The organism is Streptomyces sp. NPDC096012, from assembly GCF_040426375.1.
In the GTDB taxonomy this organism is placed as follows: Bacteria; Actinomycetota; Actinomycetes; order Streptomycetales; family Streptomycetaceae; genus Streptomyces.
This window is the reverse complement of record NZ_JBEOTD010000044.1, coordinates 13,057-30,107: the sequence shown is the minus strand read 5'-3', so window position 1 is coordinate 30,107 and position 17,051 is coordinate 13,057. Positions and strand designations below refer to the sequence as shown.

Below are 17,051 nucleotides of genomic sequence, written 5' to 3'. Positions count from 1 at the left end.
GTATGCAGCTCGCCCATGACAGGTACACGGCAGGTTCACACCAAGTCCAAGGAATCACCAAGACGCACAAAAAGCCGCTGCACTGGGCGACCTCTTGTGACAGCCCTATTGATGCGTTTCATGTACTTCAGGGCCCGTTGTGGCTCGACGCCGGAGTCACAGATGCGTTCCCTGGTCCACTTCAAGGCTTTCCCAAGAGATGACAGAAGAAGTGGATCAACGGGTAAGAACTCGTCAAAAGCCCTGGTGAGCCGACTTGCTCCGGCGGTCCCCGCAGCCGGGTCACGCCTGGGGCAGGCAGTGTCACACCCACCTGCCGACCCGCTCCAGGTAGCCGCCCTGATGACCCTGACCGTGGCGAGGTTGTTCCGCTCGTCCGTGCCGCCGTCTCGCCGGTAGGCGAAGTGATGCTTGTGGAGCATCTTCTTCGAGGCCGCGAACCAGTTGATCCACTCGCGTGGGCTGTCCGGTTCGTACTCGGCTCCGACGATCAGCACCTGCCTGCAGAGAGGACAGAGCCCCTGCTGCCGGACCGCCAGGAGAAGACTCGTCTTGCCCATCGGCGGCGGCGCTTTCCTTCGGCGGCGGTCCGCCAGTACTCGGTCAGGTCGGGATCGTCGGGGGACGCTCCGCCCTTGACGAACTGGTGGCGGACGATGCCGGTCCAGGCGAATCGCTCCTGAAGCCGCCCGAAAATGATCAATGGTCGACGATCAATCCCATCGCAGGAGGAGTGAATGTCCAGGAGTGCCGACATCGGTCTCGTGTTCGCGCGTGCCGTCACCGTAGACGCCGTGGTGCGAGCTCTGGCCGGTGAGGGGTGGTCGCTGCAGGAACCGCTCGGTATCTCCTATGTGGTCAACACCGACGACCTCTTCGACTGGCAGTCGGCTTCAACCGAGCAGGCAGCTGAGGTGCTGGCCTTGGTGGATGCACCGGCCAACGTCGACCACCACGTCGGTGTCTGTATCTATCACTCGACTGCGGAAACCGGTGGCCAACTACTGTTTCATGCAGGCCGATCGCGCTGTTCCTTCATCCCGACGATCGACCGGCGGAGCCTCTGCGGAGCACCAGCCCTCACTGACATGGCCTGGTATCTGAACGCACTGGTGCCGCCCCTGCTTGTCCTGGGGCTGGCCAGCTACGAAGCAAAAAACCTTGCTGACTGAGGCGCCTCACACCGGCGGCCGCGGCGCCGCCGCGGGCCCCAGATACGGGCCGAGCAAGGGCCGCCGGTGACGCGGCATTGCAGGAATCGTGGCCGTAGCGGAGGCCTCCGGCGGGTTGTCACCGGGTCGGGGAACGGTGTCCGGGGCTGTTGGTGGGCGGTGAGGGCGGCTGGCGCGGGGGTGAGGTGGGCGGCAGGAGGGCGGCGCGTTCGGCCACGGTGCGGGCCATCATCTGTTCCAGGCGGTGTTGGACGCGTGCGCGGGTGTAGAGGTCGAAGGCGTCGGTGAGGTGGTCCCACTCGTCGCCGTCGAGGCCTTGCGGGCGCGGCCCGAGGATGTCGGAGCCGGCCCGGTGGTGGCGGCGCCGGTAGTCGCTGATGGCGGTCAGCAGCTTGGTGTAGGTGTGCCGCCGCTCGTCCTCGTCGTCCGCTCCGGGGGCGGTGATCTCCTCTATCCACGGCTCCGGCAGGCGTTCGCCGGCAAGGGCGGTGGCCAGGGCGCGCCGCGCGGTGCGTGCGTCGAGCGCGCCGTAGGTCAGGGGGGCGACGCCGAAGGGGTCGCGCAGGGCCGGGTGGTCGGGCAGTGGCGCGGCGGGCGGGGGCGCGTCGAGGTGGCTGAGGGCGGCGGCGATCATGACGGAGGCGGGTGCGTCGGGCTGCGGGAGGGTCAGCGGGCGGCGCCGGCCGGTCAAGGCCCGGACGCGGGCGTCCAAGTCGTCCCACGCCGCGGTGCCGTCGGGGACGGCGGGGCGTGGGCCAAGGCCGGGGATCGCGGTGATGGCGTGGCGGGTGCGCCACCGTTCCACCAGGGCGGCTGTGGCAGGGGTGCGGAACGGTGGGGGCGGGCGCGTGCTGAGGCGCAGACGGCCAATGTCATCTGAACGGCCTCGGGCACGTCACCCGGACAGTCCAGGACAGCCGCCGCGGCTTGACTTCGAGTGTGCTCGAATACCTATGGTTCCGGTCACGGACTCCCGCCCACGGGCACGCCCTGCCGCCGAGGACCACGGTCGCGAACGGCGACTGTGAACACGGCGGCGAGCGCGACCGTTGACCCGGCCAGGCCGGTTCTCAGGACAGAGGTGATCCGATGAAGGTGCTGGTGACCGGCGGGACGAGCGGACTCGGACTCGCCATGGCCTCTGCCCTGGCCGCGACGGGTGCCACCGTCGCGCTGACGGGGCGGTCCGGCGAGCGTGCGGGGTCCGTCGCCGCGGGTCTGCCGGGGGCGACCGGCGTCGAGATGGACGTGCGGGACGAGTCGTCGGTGGCCAGGGCCGTCGACCAGGCGTGGTCGCGGCTCGGCGGCATCGACATGCTGGTGAACAACGCAGGGATCGGCATGCGCACGGTCAACCCGCGCTTCATGACACAGCCGCAGGGCTTCTGGGAGGTACCGCCCGACGCCTTCCGCGCGGTGATCGACACCAACCTGACCGGCTACTTCCTGGTCGCCCGCGAGATCACGCCACGGATGCTGGCCTCCGGCGCCGGCCGCATCGTCAACATCTCGATGAACCACTCGACCATGCGACGCGCCGGCTTCGTCCCCTACGGGCCGTCGCGTGCCGGCAGCGAGGCGCTGTCCCGCATCATGGCGGCCGACCTGCGGGGCACGGGCGTCACCGTCAACCTGCTGCTGCCCGGAGGCGCGACGGTCACCGGGATGCTGCCCCCGCACGTCGTGCCCGAGGGCCACGGGTTCCTCAGCGCAGCGGTGATGGGTCCGCCCATCGTCTGGCTGGCCTCCGACGACGCAGCCGGCGTGCACGACGAGCGCATCGTCGCCGCCGAGTTCGGACAATGGCTGCGGGACTGGGAGAGCCGACAGTGAGGGCGTGACCGTGGGTGTGGGACTGAAGTCCGGGGGCGTGCGGGCCTGGGGCCGGGGCGCTCGGGCCAACCGCCGGCGCGACCCGCTGGGGCTACCCCAGCCGGACCGGTTCTCCCGCGCCTTCCGGACGGCGGTGGGGATGTCGCCGAGCGAGTACCGGGTGGCCATACGGACGGCGCCGGCATCAGCGGGCGACGACGTGGCCAAGCGTCGCTCACTGCTGCCTGCCGGGTGAGGTTCGGCACCTGGTCGACGTGCGGTGTGTGGCGCCCAGCCGCGACGCGCCTGATCACGGAGCCCAGGGTTCGCATGTGTGAGCGGCCGGGCGGTGAGAGGGTGGGCGCATGTGCGGTCGATGCGTCTCCACCCGGCGCCCGCAGGACTTGGCGCAGTCGTTCCACGTCGGCGAGTGGCCGACCACGGAGGTGCTCGCACCGAACTGGAACGTCGCTCCGACCGCCGACGTCTGGGCAGTTCTGGAGCGCACCCCGCGCGGGGACGGCGGTGCCGCTGCGCCGTCGAGGGAGTTGCGGCCGCTGCGCTGGGGTCGCGTCCCGTCGTGGGCGAAGGAGCCGAAGATCGGCGCGCGGATGATCAACGCCCGGGTGGAGACCGTGCACGAGAAGCCGGCCTTCCGCCGCGCGTTCGTCAAACGCCGCTGCCTGCTCCCCGCGGACGGCTTCTACGAATGGCAGCCGGGTGAGGACCCGGCCACCGGCAAGGCTTGGAAGCAGCCGTACTTCATCCACCCGGAGGACGACCAGGTGATGGCGCTCGCCGGGCTGTACGAGTACTGGCGCGACCCGGCCGTCCCCCCAGGACGACGACCCGGCCGCCTGGCTGATGACCTGCACGATCATCACCTTCGAGGCCATCGAGGCCACCGACGCCGCCAGCCACGTCCACTCGCGCATGCGCCCCTGGCGCTCATCCCGTCGTCGGCCGCTCACGGTGCTGCGGTTACAAGCTGACTTCTGCCACTGCGCGTCCGTGAGCTCGTGTCGCCCGTGTCGCCACACCATGACGGAGTTGACGGCCGCCTTCGGCCTGCGTCCGGCCAGCGGTGCGGACGGGGATTCAATGCGCCCAGTCGCATGAGGCCATCGTTCTTCCGCGATCGCGGCTCGGCACGAGATGAGCCCCGAGGCCGTGGCCGCCCTTGAGTCGCGGCGCGCCTCTTCCGACTCGCGATGGAAGACGCCTCAGCAGGTTCGGCGCCCGTCGAGCGGCTGGTCTCGGCACAGCCCCTCAGCGTCGCGCGCGAGCGCTGGACGGCTCGACGAGGCGATCGTCCAAGAGGCGGGTGCCGGCCTGTTTGACGTACTTCAGCACGGGTGAGACCTCCATGCTCTGCAGTCCGGTCAGGGGCCCGACGCGTTCCGAGGTGAACTCGAACAGTTCGTCGAGGTCCCGGGTGTGTGCGACGGCATGGATGTTCCAGGGCCCGGAGATGGCTGCGGCGAAGGCGATCTCGGGTTGCTGCGCGAGTGTGCGGCCCGCGCTCTTCACCGCCGACGGGTGCACGCGAAGCCAGAGGTGCGCGCGAGCGTGATAGCCCAAGGCTGCTGCGGCGATCTCGACGTCGATGTGGACGACGCGATGCTGGAGCAGAGCCTCAAGGCGCCGCGAGGCGCGTCCCGGAGTGAGGTCTGCGGCTGTGGCGAGATCGACGAGACTGACGCGGCCATCCACGGCGAGCGCATCGAGCAACTTCTCGTCCTCGGGGGTGAGGCGCAGTGGCTCGCGGGTGACGACCGGAGACTCGGTGAAAGGGGGCCCGCCGCCCCCCAACGCTGCTTCCTCCGGAGGGGACAGCGTGCCCTGCAGGGCGGACCAGTAGTGGCCGCGACCTCCGAGGAACTGCCGGAGCATGGCGAAGGCGTTGATGTCGATCACCGCCGCGGTGCGGGGAAGCCGCTGCACCAGGAGATCCTCGCGCTGTTCCCGCGTCCGGGATTGCGTCGCGCAGGTGACCTCACAACCCGCCCCGCCCAGGGCTACCCAGTTGATGTCGTCACGCTTGGCCAGCGCGTCGGCGATCGCCGCGACACTGCCGGGACGGCAGCGCAGCCGCACCAGCCACCTGCTCTGCCCCAGGGCACCCGGGTTCAACACGCCGGCCACGCGGATGACGCCGTCGGCGCGTAGCCGGCGATACCGGCGGTTGACGGCCCCCTCGGTCAGACCGAGGGCGTTCGCGATCGCGGCGAACGAAGCCCGTGGAGCGATCTGCAGCGCACGGATGATTCGCACATCGTCGGGATGAATCGAAGCAGATTCCGTCATGAGCGCCCTTGTCATGTCGCCGATCCTACAAACGAGCCCTCGCGGCTCGCCTGCGATGCGGTGTGGACGAAACACTTGAACCGCACGGGTTGAAGGGCCGCGGCAACGGGCACCGCCCTGTGCCGATCCCGGGGCCTCGACCGATGCCCGAACGGAGTCCAACGCTCGAAGAACGGAGATGACGCTGCATGTCATCGACCTCCACTGAACAACACCCACCGACCGCTCTCGTCGTCGGGGCCTCGCGCGGCCTCGGTCACGCGATGGCGGCGGAATTCTTCGGCAGGGGCTGGAACGTCGTCGGCACCGTTCGCGACACCACTGCCCGAACGCCGCTGCACGACCTCGCGGACCACGCCGACGGGCGGGTGACCATCGAGCATCTCGACATCAACGACCCGGGCCACCTGCCCCCGCTGCACGCACGTGTGGCGCACCGCCGACTCGACGTGCTCTTCGTCAACGCGGGCACGACCAACAATGAGCAGACGCCCATCGGCGGGGTTGCGACGGCCGACTTCATCGATGTGATGGTCACCAACGCGCTGAGCCCCATGCGCGTCATTGAAGCCCTCGAAGACCTGGTGTCCCCGGCGGGACTCATCGGGGCGATGTCCTCCGGACAGGGCAGCATCACGAACAACGCGACGGGAGGCCGCGAGGTCTACCGGGGGAGCAAAGCAGCCCTGAACATGTTCCTGCGGAGCTTCGCGGCCCGGCAGGGGGAGACGCGGCGCGCCTTCGTGCTCATGGCGCCGGGCTGGATACGCACCGCCCTGGGCGGTCCGGATGCGCCGTACACCATCGAGGAGACCGTCCCCTTGCTGGTGGACGTGCTGATCTCCCGACTGGGCACGCCCGGCCTGGCCTATCTGGACCGCTTCGGCCAGACCGTCCCCTGGTGATCCCTGCGGCCCACCCCAGCACTCACCACTCGCCACCGGCCCGTCCGGCCGTACGACGAGCGCCTCGCAGCGGATCGTACTGATGTTCAGGATCACCACGGGTCCTTCCGCGGCCGCCTGAGCGAGGGCGGCGAACGGGGGGCTTCAGGAACGTTCTGAAGCCGGTCTTGCTCCGCACCCTTTCAGGTAACTTGCTCCACCGCCGTGCGAGTACGACGCGGAGGTCCGGATCTACCTGTGCGGTGGCGTGGAGTTGGGTGCGGATCCGCTCCAGTCCCTCGGCCAGCGCCGATTCCTTCTCGGTGAGCAGGGTCAGATCGCCGCGCAGGTGCATCGTCGAGCGCCACAGGACCGAACGGCCCTGCTCCAGCAACTCCACCGCCGGCTCCGGCTGTTCGTTTGATGATCGCCAGCGCGGCTGCCTCTTGGGGCATCGCCGCGCCGTTGTGCAGGCCCTAGTCAGGCTGCGTATGTTCTACGGGCTGCACGTGCTGCCGGCCTGCTCCTGCCGGACACCCCGGCCCAGGCCGCGCTGCGGCAGCGCATCGACGATCAACCCCTCCCCCATGCAGTTCGCCGAGCCCCTGGCGATCTTCCTCGAGCCGTTCTACGACCACCTGTACGAGATCACAGGGAACAGCTCACCGAGAACCCGGCCCTCTTCCACATCCCCGACGACGGGACGGGGGACGTCGGCTTCTTGGAGAAGTGGCTGCATACCCTGCAAGGGGGCGGCCGTCCCGTTGAGTGAAGGAACCGGCTTGGGGGTTGGCCCTGCACGCCGTGCGAGACGAGATGCAGCCGGCCACGGAGCATGACGGCCGCCTGCCGTACCTCGGGCGAACATCTCGCGTACCTGCCGCGTGCGAAAGGCGTCCCCTCGTCCGGCACAGGTGGAGACGTCACGGACGGTGTCGCGCAGGCCGGTCTCGCCGGACAGTTCGGCGCGCAGTGTCTTCAGGCGCTCCGCGTGCGGGATCAGCGGACGGCGCGTGGCGGTGGCCACGGGTGGTGCTCCTTGCCTCCCGTGTCGGCGGCGCCGACGCCGGTCGACCTGCCTTGTAACGGTGCTTGACCCGTGACGACAAGAGGACAGACTCGGCATGCCGCTTTTGGCGGCTTCGTTGTCTGCGTCGAGTTACGAGGCCGGCCCACCTCCCCGGGGGCTCCTCACCGGATGCCCTGCTGAACATCGATGGGAATGGAGTCCTTCGGAAGGCCCTCCATGGAGGCATTGGGATTGGTGCGCTTCTTCTCCACGTACTTCTCGATCTCCATGCCGCCTTCGCCGTTGATCAGCACTACGTGTACGGTGAAATCGTCCGAGGATTTGGCTCCCACGGCCGCAGCAGCAAGCCAGGGTTCGGGTCGCCGGGATTGCGCCAGGGCATCGGTCGGGACCTTGATGTAGGGGCTGGGAGGCGCGCGATCTCGGCGCGTGCGTAGATCCAGCCGAGCGGGATCTCCAGCCCGGCCAGTACAACAATGGCAGGGGCGAGGTAGCTGGACCGGGCACGCAGCCGTGCCCTGCCCGCAACCGCCCCGACGCTCAACGGCCGGGCAGCGCGGAGGCGCCGCCGACGGGCAACAGGACAGGACGCCGCCCGAGCTCTTGGACGCCCGCCGCTGCGCTTCCGCCGCCCCTCTCCGCCTTCTTCCTGCCGCCCACGCCGCCGTGCCCATCGTGAGGTTCTGGGGCGAGGGGCTGCTTGCCTCAGTCGACGGGCTACGGTTCGTCGTCCCCGTGCGGACCGTACGCACGGCGCCGTCGCCGAAGTACTTCGGCTTCAAGCGGGGCATCACCTGGCTAGACGCGGTCAATGACCAGGTCGCGGGCATCGGGCAGAGCTGTGGGCAGCGGGGCCGTCCGACCGCCGGTGACGGGGCCTCAGGAGCCGTACAGTGCTTCGATGTCGGCCGCGTACGCCTGCACGATCGCGCCGCGACGCAGCTTCAGCGACGGCGTCATGAGGCCGTTGGCCGTGCTGAACTCGTTCGGGATGATCCGGAACGCGCGGATCGCCTCCGCCTGGGAAACCGCCGCGTTCGCCATCGTCACGGCCCGCTGGATCTCGCCACGCAGTTCCTCGTTAATCGGCGCCTCCCCGGGCCGGGCGTGCTGCGGTGCGCGAAGCCGGCACCAGTGCTGGGACGCCTCGGGATCCAGGGTGATCAGCGCCGCGATGAAGGGACGGTTGTCGCCCACGACGAGGCACTGGGAGATCAGAGGATGTCTCAGCAGCCGCTCCTCGAGCACCCGGGGATTGACGCTCTTGCCGCCACTGGTGATGAGGATGTCCTTCTTGCGTCCGGTGATGACGAGGAAGCCGTCGTCGTCCAGCCGGCCCACGTCGCCCGTCGCGAACCACCCGTCGCGCAGCACCGACCCGGTGGCCGCCGGATCGCCGAGGTAGCCGGAGAAGACGACGTCCCCGCGGACCCAGATCTCCCCGTCCCGTGCCACGTGGACGGAGCAGCCGGGCAGGGGTCTGCCGACGGTCCCGAAGCGGGGCCGGCCCGGTGGCTGGCTGGTGACGGCGGCGGTCGTCTCGGTGAGCCCGTATCCGTCGTGGATGGTGACTCCGGCTCCGGCGAAGAACAGGCCGAGTTCCCGGTCGAGACTCGACCCGCCGGAGGTGGCGTACCGGACCCGGCCGCCGAGGACGGCACGCAGCCGCCCGTACACCAGACGGTCGAAGACGGCGTGCGAGGCCTTCAGCAGCGGTCCGGGCCCCGAGCCCTCGCCCCTGTCTCGGCGCTCCACTTCCTCGGCGTAGCGCACCGCGAGGTCCACAGCCCGGTCGAAGAGCACCTCCCGGCCGGCTGCTTCGGCCGAACGCCTGGCCGAATGGAAGATCTTCTCGAAGATGTACGGCACGGCGAAGACGTACGTCGGCCGGAACGACGCCAGGGCGGGCAGCAGCGCGGCGGGAGACAGGTCCGGCTGATGCCCCAGCCGGATGCCGCCGCGCATGCAGAGGACCTGCACCATCAGGCCGTAGATGTGGGAGAGGGGCAGGAAGGCCAGAACGGCCGGCTGCTCACCGGGCTCGGCGAGGATCTCCCGCCAGCCCGCGTTCAGGGTGTCGCATTCGGCCGCGGCACTGGCGTGGGTGATCAGGCAGCCCTTGGGGTGGGGGCCGGTGGTGCCGGAGGTGTAGGCGATGGTGGCGACCGAGCCCGGCTGCACTGCCCTGCGGTGCTGGTGCACCACGTCGTCGGGGATGCCCCGGCCCGCGTCCGCGAGCAACTGGACGCAGTCCGCGTCCAGTTGCCATATCGCCCTCAGCAGCGGCAGCTGGTCGCAGACCGCCCCCACGGTCATGGCATGGTCCTCGTGTTCCACCACGACGGCCACCACCTGCGCGTCCGACAGGATCCAGCGGACCTGGTCCGCCGAGGAGGTGGGGTAGACGGGGACCACCTGGGCGCCGATGGACCACAACGCGTAGCTGAAGAGCGTCCACTCGTAACGGGTCCGGGACATCACGGCGACGCGGTGACCGAACTGGATCCCGCCGGCCAGCAGCCCCTTGGCCAGTGCCAGGACCTCGTCGCGGAACTCGGCCGCGGTGACGGCATACCACCTCTGCTCGTCCAGGGGGTCGCGCCGCGCCAACTGCTCCAGTTTCGGGTCGCGTTCCGCCACCTCGTACACCGAGTCCGCAAGGCCTCCCGCCGACAGGGTCTCCACCAGTGCCGGAAGGCTGAAGTCGCGCACGCTACCCCCATGATGAGCCGTTCACCGCGCCCGCCTCGCGACGGGCAGGGGCGCAACATACCGGCCGTCATCCCGGGAGCCTAGGTGTTGTCCGCCAATTCTCGTTGCATCGGTGCGCGGTGTCCGGTGCCGGGGGTTCTCCCACGCCGTTCAGGCCTCCCCACCACTGGTGCTGTGATCCCGGGCAAAGTGGCAGCACCTGCAGGCCGCTCGCCGGGAGGCGCGTTCGAGCTGTTGGTGACTTGTCGGCGCTGTTCCGCTGAATGAGTTTGCGGACACGACTCAGGATCTCCTCGGCGGTGCCGGCGCGGGCAGGGGTTCGGCTGGGCGATCGCGGCACTGCGGGAAGGGCCGTGCGCCACTGGACAGATAATCTCTGCACAGATAATCTCTACGTAGATCATCTAGTCGAGGAGGTCACTCATGTGGGAGTGCGAGCACAGCATCGAGACCAGCGCCACCCCCGAGGCGATCTGGCGGCTCTGGGCCGACGTCGAGAACTGGGGCACCTGGAACGCCGAGATCGAGAAGATCGAGATGAACGGCCCGTTCGCGGCAGGCACACTGATCACGATGACGCCGCCCGGGGAGGACCCGGTACCGCTGCGCATCGCCGAGGCGGTCGAAGACGAACTGTTCGTCGACGAGGCGCGCTTCAACGGCCTGCTGCTGCGCACCACCCACCGGATCGACCGGATCGACCAGAACCGGATCCGCGTGGTGTACCGGATGGAGATCACCGGTACCGGTGCCGACGAAGCCGGCCCGCAGATCGGCCCGGGCATCACCGCCGACTGGCCCGACACGATGGCCTCGCTGGCCGAGCTGGCGCTTCGCTGATGCCCCTCAGCCCCGGCGACAGCCCCGGATTCCTGCTGTGGCATGCCACCCTGCGCTGGCAGCGCGACATCGCCACAGCCCTGGCCCCGCTCGATCTCACCCACGTGCAGTTCGTGCTGCTCGCCTGCACCTGGTGGTTCAACACCCAGGGCGAGCATCCCAACCAGGCGGCTCTCGCCCGCCAATCCGGCACCGACGTCAAGATGACCTCCCAGGTACTACGCACCCTGGAACACAAAGGACTCATCGAGCGTGCAGTCGACCCGGCCGACACCCGCGCCAAACGCCTGCGCGTCACCAACGCCGGCGCCGACCTTGCCCCACGCGCTATTGCCGCAGTTGAGCGCGTCGACGCGCGGTTCTTCCAGCCGGTGCCCCTCGACGATGCGGTATCCCTGCTCGGCCGCCTGGCTCATCCCGAATCCTGAGAGGCCGCCTCCCAACGGATCTTGGCACGTGCGGGTCGAACAGGGTCTTGGTCGATTGGACATCCTGCGGTCGGTGCAGGGAAGCAGGGCCTCCTGGTAGCTCGGGGGTGTGACCCCGTTCCGAGCGGTCCCGGAGGGTTCTGTGGCGGACGAGTAATGCCCTGAGACGGCTCAGTCCGATGTCGATGTCCCGGCGGCGCCGTTCGATCAGACCGTCGGTGCAGAGCAGGAGGACGTCTCCGTAGGTGAGGGCGGTGACGGCCTGCGTGCGCGGGCAGGGGGTCGGGCGGCGTCCAGGCGCGGGTCGGTCGCCTGGTCCAGCAGCGTCGTGGTGCCCTCTGCGCGCAGCGGGACGGGCGGAGGGTGTCCGGCGCTGGAGTAGGTGATGACGTGGTGGTCCCAATCGATGAAGGCGGTCACCACGGTGGTGGACTCGGCTCCGTCGAGGGAGTGTGCGTAGCAGCCGAGAACAGCAGCGGCGCCACCTTCCCAGGCCAACCCATGGAGTGCGCCCCCGCGTCCGGTCAGTTCGACAGCAGGGCGAGGGCGATGACCACCGCAAGCATCAGCACCACGCAGCCGCAGGTGGTCAGCGCGTCGCGCCGGGCGCCCCTGGCTCCCTCCTCGGTGTCCGCCCGCCAGGACGGGTCGAGGACCACCTCACCGGACTCGAGTGCCGCCACCACCCGCTGGACCTCCGCATAGGAGTACACCGTGAAAGTGGTCTGGCCGAAGGTTCCGTAACCCTTCTGCTCTTTGGTTCCCACCCCATGGGCGGACGCCACCTGGGGCACGTACTTCCGTCTGACCGTCCAGAGAGCAGCGGCCCTGTCGGCCGTCACCCAGATGAGGCCCGGGTGCGGCACTTCCGGCGTGGTCATGCCCGCCATGGTGCCGCTGAGGGCGGCACGAGACATCCGCAGATTTACGTAAACCACTTCTCAGTCGCACCGCTGCGGGTGACGGCCCGCAGCGAGGTCAAAGAAGTCCCACGTCGTGCAGGCGGTGGAGGATCTCCTCGTGGAGCCGGCCCCAGACGCCGGCGCCGGACGCGCCACCCTCACCCCTCCCCGCCCGCCACGGCACCCGCCAACCCTTCCAGCGACGTCATCACCGACATCGAAACACCGCGCCAGCGTGCAGCACTGGCCGGCACAAACACCAACCGAAGCCTTCTCAGCCAGAGCCGCGACCAGGGGTTGTCAGGCGTCGTGTCAGTGGACGGTGCAGCCACCGTCGACGGGAAGAGCCGTTCCGATGGGAGCCAGCGACCTTCAGCATGTCCGGCCAGTGCGAGCGTTGGGACCTAGGGACCCAGTGACCCAGTGACCCAGTGATGAGAATCCCCGAAGACGGCCAGGCCTGCTTCCGACTCCCCATGGTTGTCCCTTGAAGCAAAATGGGAAGTCCGGCGAGCGAGGGCCATGGATTCGCCGTCCCTTGATCGTTCGGTCCGATCCAGTCTGTCAAGGCGACGGGGGCCGACCGGCGCAACGAGAACCGGCGCCGGCCCGCCGCGCGGCAGGTGAGGGTCACGCCGTGGCCTGGCACGGAGCGTCGGATCCGGGCGGCGGGGAGCGCCGCTCAACGGATGGGCGCTGTACGAGGTATGGCGCCGCACCTGGTGCCGGCGCACCTGGCGCACAGGGTCGAGCAGAGGACGGGCCGGACATCCGGCTACGACTCGGCAGCTCTATCAGGGTGCCATCTGCGGCAGGTGCCAACGACCCCTGCCGAAGCGCATCTGCCGACTGGGTAGTACACCCGAAATGGGTGTGGCTCTCTTGTAGGGAGCTTTGACCTGCGTGGTTGCTGACCGGGGTTGGTTGCTCGATCGCCGTGGTGTCGGGTGGCCGGATTCCGGGGGTGGCGGCGATGGTGTCGTGGCTGGAGGAACTCGAGCGGCGAGAGGCTGCTGCGCGGGAGAAGGTCGATGAACTGCGGGCTCGGATCGAAGAGTTGACCGGACACCTGGCCGAACAGGAGTCGGTGCTGTCCCGGCTGGAGATCACCCGGGAGACGCTGACGGAGATCTTGTCGCCATCAGCGCATGAGGTGACCTGATTGGTGGTCACGCTGGGAGCTTGCGCTGCCGGGCACAGGTCGAAGCGCCCCGGCCTGGTGCCGTCGAGCGGCTGGCCGGCCCTTTGCCCTGTTCAGTTGGGAGAGCGGTCGGGGTGGCGGTTCAACTGGGCCATGAGCTCGCGGTTGGTGGCCCGGGCGGCGTTGAGCTCGTCGCCTTGGTCCTGGGGCTCGAGCTCAGGTCGACGACGTGCTGTTCGAGGGGTGGTGATCCGGGCCTTCCGACCGGTGGCTTGCGGGCGCGTGAACTGTGCGCCACGGGACGCCGTATGCCGCTCGATCGTGCAGATCACGTAGATGCATAGTCCATTAACCTTGCTGCGGTGAACGTATTACACGTATTACAGGAACACCTCACCGGTGCACTGGCCCGGCTGCGTCTGGTGACCAGACCCAGGGCGGCACTGGTGACGCTTTCGATTCTGGGCACGGCACTCGTCGTGGCACCAGGAGCTTCCCCCGCCGCCGCGGCGCCGTTACGGCAGACGTCAATCATCACCAACAACATCCAGGGCGAGGACGACGCGACGGCCAGCAAGTGGTCCTCGCAGGTCCAGGGCTACGCCAGGTCCGCCGAGATCGTCCTGATCCAGGAAGCCGGGCCCCAGGGCCCGAGCCACGCCAGCCAACAGCCGGACGTCACCACCGCGGACGGTGACACCGTCCGGCACTCGACCTGGCAACCGTTCAGCAGCCGGGTGCAGCCCAGCCCGTACCACGTCTTCTTCATCCAGACCGACGACAACGGCGGCCGGGGCCAAGGCGGCCGGGTGAACCTGGCGACCATCACCCATGACCAGCCCGACGAGGTACGCGTCGTCACCAACCCCATCCAGCGTGGCCGGGCCGCGCTGGGCGTCCGGTTCGGAGACGACTGGTACTTCAACGTGCACGGCCTGTCGAGCGGCGGCGGTGACTCCACCACCCTGTTGACGGCGATCCGCGACTCCGTCCGCTCCTGGGGCGCGCAGTACCGCTGGACGGCCGGCGGCGATTTCAACGTCGATCCGCGGACGCTGCAACGCCGCGGCACCTTCCCGATCGGCGCCCGCGTCTACAACTCCGGACTTCCCACCCACGAGAGCCGCAACGAACTGGACTACTTCGTCAGTTCCGACTGGGAGGCCGGCGACGCCACCGCGAGCCGTATGAACGGAGGCAGCAGCGACCACTACCCCGTGTGGTGGAACGGCATGCGCGCGGCGGCGGAACCGCCGGAGCTGAAGGTGATGCCGCTGGGCGACTCGACCTTCGGCACCGCCGAGAAGATCGGCTACGGCGCCACCCTGGCCGGCTCGCTCTATGCCCTGATCTCGCTCGTCTCCAAAAAACGGGACGTACCAGTGGACTTCGTCGGCTCCGGCTCCACGGGGCAGAAGGGGGACCCCGCCTACGAGGGCGCTCCCGGCGAGCAGATCAGCGCCATCGCCAAGCGGTCCACGACCGCTCTGCCGAAGTACCGGCCCAACATCGTGACGCTGCAGGCCGGCACGTACGACATGCGGGACGGCGAGCAGGACGGCGCCGCGCAGCGGCTGAAGGACCTGGTCGACCAGATCGAGAAGGACAACCCGGGCACGGTCGTGGCACTCGCCACCCTGGGTCCCGCCACCGACCCCGCAGTCCAGGCCCGGATCACCGCCTACAACGCCGAGATCCGCAAGATGGTCGGCGCCTGGCAGAGCGCGGGACGGCACGTCGTTCTGGCCGACACCGGCGCCATGACCACCGAGGACCTGTCCGGTGACGGACTGACGGCGAACGACTCCGGCAACAAGAAGATCGCCGAGGCGTTCGAGGACGCCATCCGCTGGGCCCTCGTCATGGACTGGGTCGCGGAACCACGAGCCGGCGGCGGGAAGGTGCCACTGAAGGTGATGGTGGTGGGCGATTCGATGAGCCAGGGCTACGAAGGTGACTGGACCTGGCGCTACCGCCTTTGGGAATGGTTCAAGAAGGAGCACGTCGACGTCGATTTCGTCGGTCCGTACCAGGGAACCCGGCCGCAGGAGACCCCCAAGGCGCCGCCCGTGCCGCCACTGCCGGGGAAAGGCCCATCGACTGAGAGCGCTCCCGCCACCTCGGGCGGGTACGCCGCCGGGGTCGCGCCGGACTTCGACACCGACCACTTCGCTGTCTGGGGCCGGCAGGCGGCGCAGGACAAAAAGCTGATCGCCGAGCAGGTGGCGAAATACCAGCCCGACCTGCTGTTGGTGGGGCTCGGGTTCAACGACATGGGCTGGTTCGTCAGTGGTCCGGAAGGCACTCTGGACAGTATGCGGACGCTGGTCGACCAGGCCCGTGCCGCCAAACCGGACCTCGATTTCGCCCTGGCCAACGTTCCGCAGCGGACGTTCATCGGCGGCCGCGACGACCTGCCCGTCAACACGACGAAGTACAACAGCATGCTCGCACAGGCGATCCCGTCGTGGACCACCGACAAGTCCCGAGTGGCCCTGGTCGACTGGGCCGGCAACTACAGCTGCGACACGAGCAGCTGTCCTGCCGGCTATGACGGGCTGCACCCCAACGCCCTGGGCGAATACCAGATCGCCCAGGCATTCGTGCGCACCTTGCACGACAGCTACGGTCTCGGCAGCCAACTGATCGACATTCCCGCGCATGTCCCCGCCCGGCCGACGCCCGCGCCGGACACGGTCTGGGTCGACTCCGGAGCGAGCGGCATCACCCTGAGCTGGGAACCGGTCTACGGCGCCCGCGGTTACACCGTCCGGCACCGGATCAAGGGATCCGGCACCTGGAACGAGACACCGGTCAGAGCGCCCCGCTTCGACACCACCTGGACCCTCGACGGCTGGGAGTGGGAATACCAGGTCCGCACCGACAACGCCGATGACGGGAAGTCCGGGTGGTCCAAGACGGTCGGTGCCACCGCGCACCCGAAGACCGCCGCGGCGCCCCAGAACATCGTCTCCCGCGCCACCGACACCGGCGTGGACGTCTCCTGGGACGCGGCAACCGGCCCGTACACCGACTCGATCGATCGGTACGAGGTCATCACCTGGGACAAAGACACCCCCGGAGCGATCATCAACAGCATTGCGGTGAGTGGGAGGTCGGCGCACGTCGACGGGCTGAAGCCGGGCCACCACTACCTCGTCGCGGTCGCCACCTGGAACGCCGCCGGTGGCGGCATGCCGGGCGTCGCCCGGTCCGTCACCGTCGGGGCCGGCACACCTCCGGCACCCACCGGTCTGAAGGTCACCTCCACCGACGCCACTACCGTCCAACTGTCATGGAACGGGTCCGTGTGGGCCGCCGGTTACCGCGTCTGGATCCGGAACGTCAACGACAGCAGCGGGTCCAAGCACGACGGCAGCGGGTTCGAGGCCGACGAGTACATCACCAACGAGACCAGCCGGGGCATCGCCTACCTCGTCCCCGGCGTCTGGAACTACGAATTCTGCGTCACCGCCATCAACGGCGAAGCGGAATCCGGCAAGTCCAACTGCGTGATCGCACCAAAGCCGTCGGCCACGGCCCGGACGCTAGCCCCGCTGGACGCGAAGAGGGGCGCACCGCTCTCCGCCCTGATCCGGGCCCCGCGCGCACCGGCCGGCTTGACCGGGTAACAGGGGCCGCACCCCGAGTGAGGAGGCGGCGGGTGAACGCCTCACCGCCTCCTCACTCGGGGTGGCACACGTCCGAGACGCCCTGGGACTTCGCATCCCGGCAGCTCGAATCGCCGTGAGATGGAGCTCAGGTCTTGTCGAACCATGGCCGGGGTTCGGCAGTGGTGACGACGTTGCGATGGGCATCGAGC

15 protein-coding genes and 2 pseudogenes are annotated in these 17,051 nt (G+C 68.9%); 9 read left to right on the top strand and 8 right to left on the bottom strand.

Annotation, left to right across the window (positions count from 1 at the left end; all coding sequences use genetic code 11):
- Positions 1 to 35: 35 nt before the first annotated feature.
- The gene (locus ABVB68_RS31180; protein WP_353604527.1) at positions 36 to 560 is read right to left on the bottom strand and encodes a hypothetical protein; all 525 of its coding nucleotides are present in this window, start codon (positions 558 to 560) and stop codon (positions 36 to 38) included.
- Positions 561 to 737: 177 nt separating this feature from the next.
- Between ABVB68_RS31180 and ABVB68_RS31175 the strand changes: the two genes are divergently transcribed.
- On the top strand, positions 738 to 1,172 hold the full coding sequence (locus ABVB68_RS31175; RefSeq protein ID WP_353604526.1) for a hypothetical protein: 435 nt from the start codon (positions 738 to 740) through the stop codon (positions 1,170 to 1,172).
- 118 nt (positions 1,173 to 1,290) lie between these two features.
- Here the strand turns inward: ABVB68_RS31175 and ABVB68_RS31170 are convergent, their stop codons facing one another.
- Positions 1,291 to 1,977 carry a hypothetical protein gene (locus tag ABVB68_RS31170; RefSeq protein ID WP_353604525.1) on the bottom strand — a complete coding sequence of 229 codons (687 nt, stop codon included), beginning with the start codon at positions 1,975 to 1,977 and terminating at the stop codon, positions 1,291 to 1,293.
- Between the two features lie 284 nt (positions 1,978 to 2,261).
- On the opposite strand from ABVB68_RS31170, the gene ABVB68_RS31165 reads away from it, so the two are divergent.
- Together ABVB68_RS31165 and ABVB68_RS31160 are read left to right on the top strand one after the other, a co-directional pair.
- Positions 2,262 to 3,005, top strand: a complete 744-nt coding sequence (locus tag ABVB68_RS31165; RefSeq protein WP_353604524.1) for an SDR family oxidoreductase — start codon at positions 2,262 to 2,264, stop codon at positions 3,003 to 3,005.
- 344 nt (positions 3,006 to 3,349) lie between these two features.
- Positions 3,350 to 3,940 (top strand): annotated as a pseudogene (locus tag ABVB68_RS31160) (SOS response-associated peptidase); the annotation flags it as partial.
- Between the two features lie 313 nt (positions 3,941 to 4,253).
- On the opposite strand, the gene ABVB68_RS31155 reads toward ABVB68_RS31160, so the two are convergent.
- Positions 4,254 to 5,306, bottom strand: coding sequence for an Lrp/AsnC family transcriptional regulator (locus tag ABVB68_RS31155; RefSeq protein WP_353604523.1), 1,053 nt, complete (start codon positions 5,304 to 5,306; stop codon positions 4,254 to 4,256).
- Positions 5,307 to 5,479: 173 nt separating this feature from the next.
- Between ABVB68_RS31155 and ABVB68_RS31150 the strand changes: the two genes are divergently transcribed.
- Positions 5,480 to 6,196, top strand: coding sequence for an SDR family NAD(P)-dependent oxidoreductase (locus ABVB68_RS31150; RefSeq protein ID WP_353604522.1), 717 nt, complete (start codon positions 5,480 to 5,482; stop codon positions 6,194 to 6,196).
- 22 nt (positions 6,197 to 6,218) lie between these two features.
- Here the strand turns inward: ABVB68_RS31150 and ABVB68_RS31145 are convergent, their stop codons facing one another.
- Together ABVB68_RS31145 and ABVB68_RS31140 are read right to left on the bottom strand one after the other, a co-directional pair.
- Positions 6,219 to 6,575, bottom strand: coding sequence for a hypothetical protein (locus tag ABVB68_RS31145; protein ID WP_353604521.1), 357 nt, complete (start codon positions 6,573 to 6,575; stop codon positions 6,219 to 6,221).
- A 791-nt stretch (positions 6,576 to 7,366) separates the two neighbouring features.
- Entirely contained in the window at positions 7,367 to 7,498 is a 132-nt protein-coding gene (locus ABVB68_RS31140) for a hypothetical protein (protein ID WP_353604520.1), read from the bottom strand.
- A 334-nt stretch (positions 7,499 to 7,832) separates the two neighbouring features.
- Here ABVB68_RS31140 and ABVB68_RS31135 point away from each other — a divergent pair.
- Positions 7,833 to 8,039 (top strand): annotated as a pseudogene (locus ABVB68_RS31135) (Tn3 family transposase); the annotation flags it as partial.
- 45 nt (positions 8,040 to 8,084) lie between these two features.
- On the opposite strand, the gene ABVB68_RS31130 reads toward ABVB68_RS31135, so the two are convergent.
- Positions 8,085 to 9,917: an AMP-dependent synthetase/ligase gene (locus ABVB68_RS31130; RefSeq protein ID WP_353604519.1), complete on the bottom strand. Its 1,833-nt coding sequence runs from the start codon at positions 9,915 to 9,917 to the stop codon at positions 8,085 to 8,087.
- Positions 9,918 to 10,340: 423 nt separating this feature from the next.
- Between ABVB68_RS31130 and ABVB68_RS31125 the strand changes: the two genes are divergently transcribed.
- Together ABVB68_RS31125 and ABVB68_RS31120 are read left to right on the top strand one after the other, a co-directional pair.
- Complete coding sequence (locus ABVB68_RS31125) at positions 10,341 to 10,757, top strand: SRPBCC family protein (RefSeq protein WP_353604517.1); 417 nt, start codon at positions 10,341 to 10,343, stop codon at positions 10,755 to 10,757.
- Positions 10,757 to 11,185 carry a MarR family winged helix-turn-helix transcriptional regulator gene (locus ABVB68_RS31120; RefSeq protein ID WP_353604516.1) on the top strand — a complete coding sequence of 143 codons (429 nt, stop codon included), beginning with the start codon at positions 10,757 to 10,759 and terminating at the stop codon, positions 11,183 to 11,185. Before ABVB68_RS31125 ends, ABVB68_RS31120 begins: the two co-directional genes overlap by 1 nt.
- A gap of 207 nt (positions 11,186 to 11,392) precedes the next feature.
- On the opposite strand, the gene ABVB68_RS31115 is transcribed toward ABVB68_RS31120, so the two are convergent.
- Both ABVB68_RS31115 and ABVB68_RS31110 read right to left on the bottom strand, forming a co-directional pair.
- Positions 11,393 to 11,605 (bottom strand): SpoIIE family protein phosphatase, encoded by a 213-nt coding sequence (locus ABVB68_RS31115; protein ID WP_353604558.1) that lies wholly within the window; start codon positions 11,603 to 11,605, stop codon positions 11,393 to 11,395.
- Positions 11,606 to 11,709: 104 nt separating this feature from the next.
- Positions 11,710 to 12,066, bottom strand: coding sequence for a hypothetical protein (locus ABVB68_RS31110; protein WP_353604515.1), 357 nt, complete (start codon positions 12,064 to 12,066; stop codon positions 11,710 to 11,712).
- Between the two features lie 928 nt (positions 12,067 to 12,994).
- Here ABVB68_RS31110 and ABVB68_RS31105 point away from each other — a divergent pair.
- Both ABVB68_RS31105 and ABVB68_RS31100 read left to right on the top strand, forming a co-directional pair.
- Complete coding sequence (locus ABVB68_RS31105) at positions 12,995 to 13,249, top strand: hypothetical protein (RefSeq protein WP_353604514.1); 255 nt, start codon at positions 12,995 to 12,997, stop codon at positions 13,247 to 13,249.
- Positions 13,250 to 13,590: 341 nt separating this feature from the next.
- Entirely contained in the window at positions 13,591 to 16,860 is a 3,270-nt protein-coding gene (locus ABVB68_RS31100) for a GDSL-type esterase/lipase family protein (protein WP_353604513.1), read from the top strand.
- Positions 16,861 to 17,051 lie beyond the last annotated feature (191 nt).

What these genes read in the sequence shown, in the direction of transcription:
- ABVB68_RS31180 (WP_353604527.1), bottom strand. Translation starts at nt 560, where the DNA reads ATGGGCAAGACGAGTCTTCTCCTGGCGGTCCGGCAGCAGGGGCTCTGT.
- ABVB68_RS31175 (WP_353604526.1), top strand. Translation starts at nt 738, where the DNA reads ATGTCCAGGAGTGCCGACATCGGTCTCGTGTTCGCGCGTGCCGTCACC.
- ABVB68_RS31165 (WP_353604524.1), top strand. Translation starts at nt 2,262, where the DNA reads ATGAAGGTGCTGGTGACCGGCGGGACGAGCGGACTCGGACTCGCCATG.
- ABVB68_RS31155 (WP_353604523.1), bottom strand. Translation starts at nt 5,306, where the DNA reads ATGACAAGGGCGCTCATGACGGAATCTGCTTCGATTCATCCCGACGAT.
- ABVB68_RS31150 (WP_353604522.1), top strand. Translation starts at nt 5,480, where the DNA reads ATGTCATCGACCTCCACTGAACAACACCCACCGACCGCTCTCGTCGTC.
- ABVB68_RS31125 (WP_353604517.1), top strand. Translation starts at nt 10,341, where the DNA reads ATGTGGGAGTGCGAGCACAGCATCGAGACCAGCGCCACCCCCGAGGCG.
- ABVB68_RS31120 (WP_353604516.1), top strand. Translation starts at nt 10,757, where the DNA reads ATGCCCCTCAGCCCCGGCGACAGCCCCGGATTCCTGCTGTGGCATGCC.
- ABVB68_RS31110 (WP_353604515.1), bottom strand. Translation starts at nt 12,066, where the DNA reads ATGACCACGCCGGAAGTGCCGCACCCGGGCCTCATCTGGGTGACGGCC.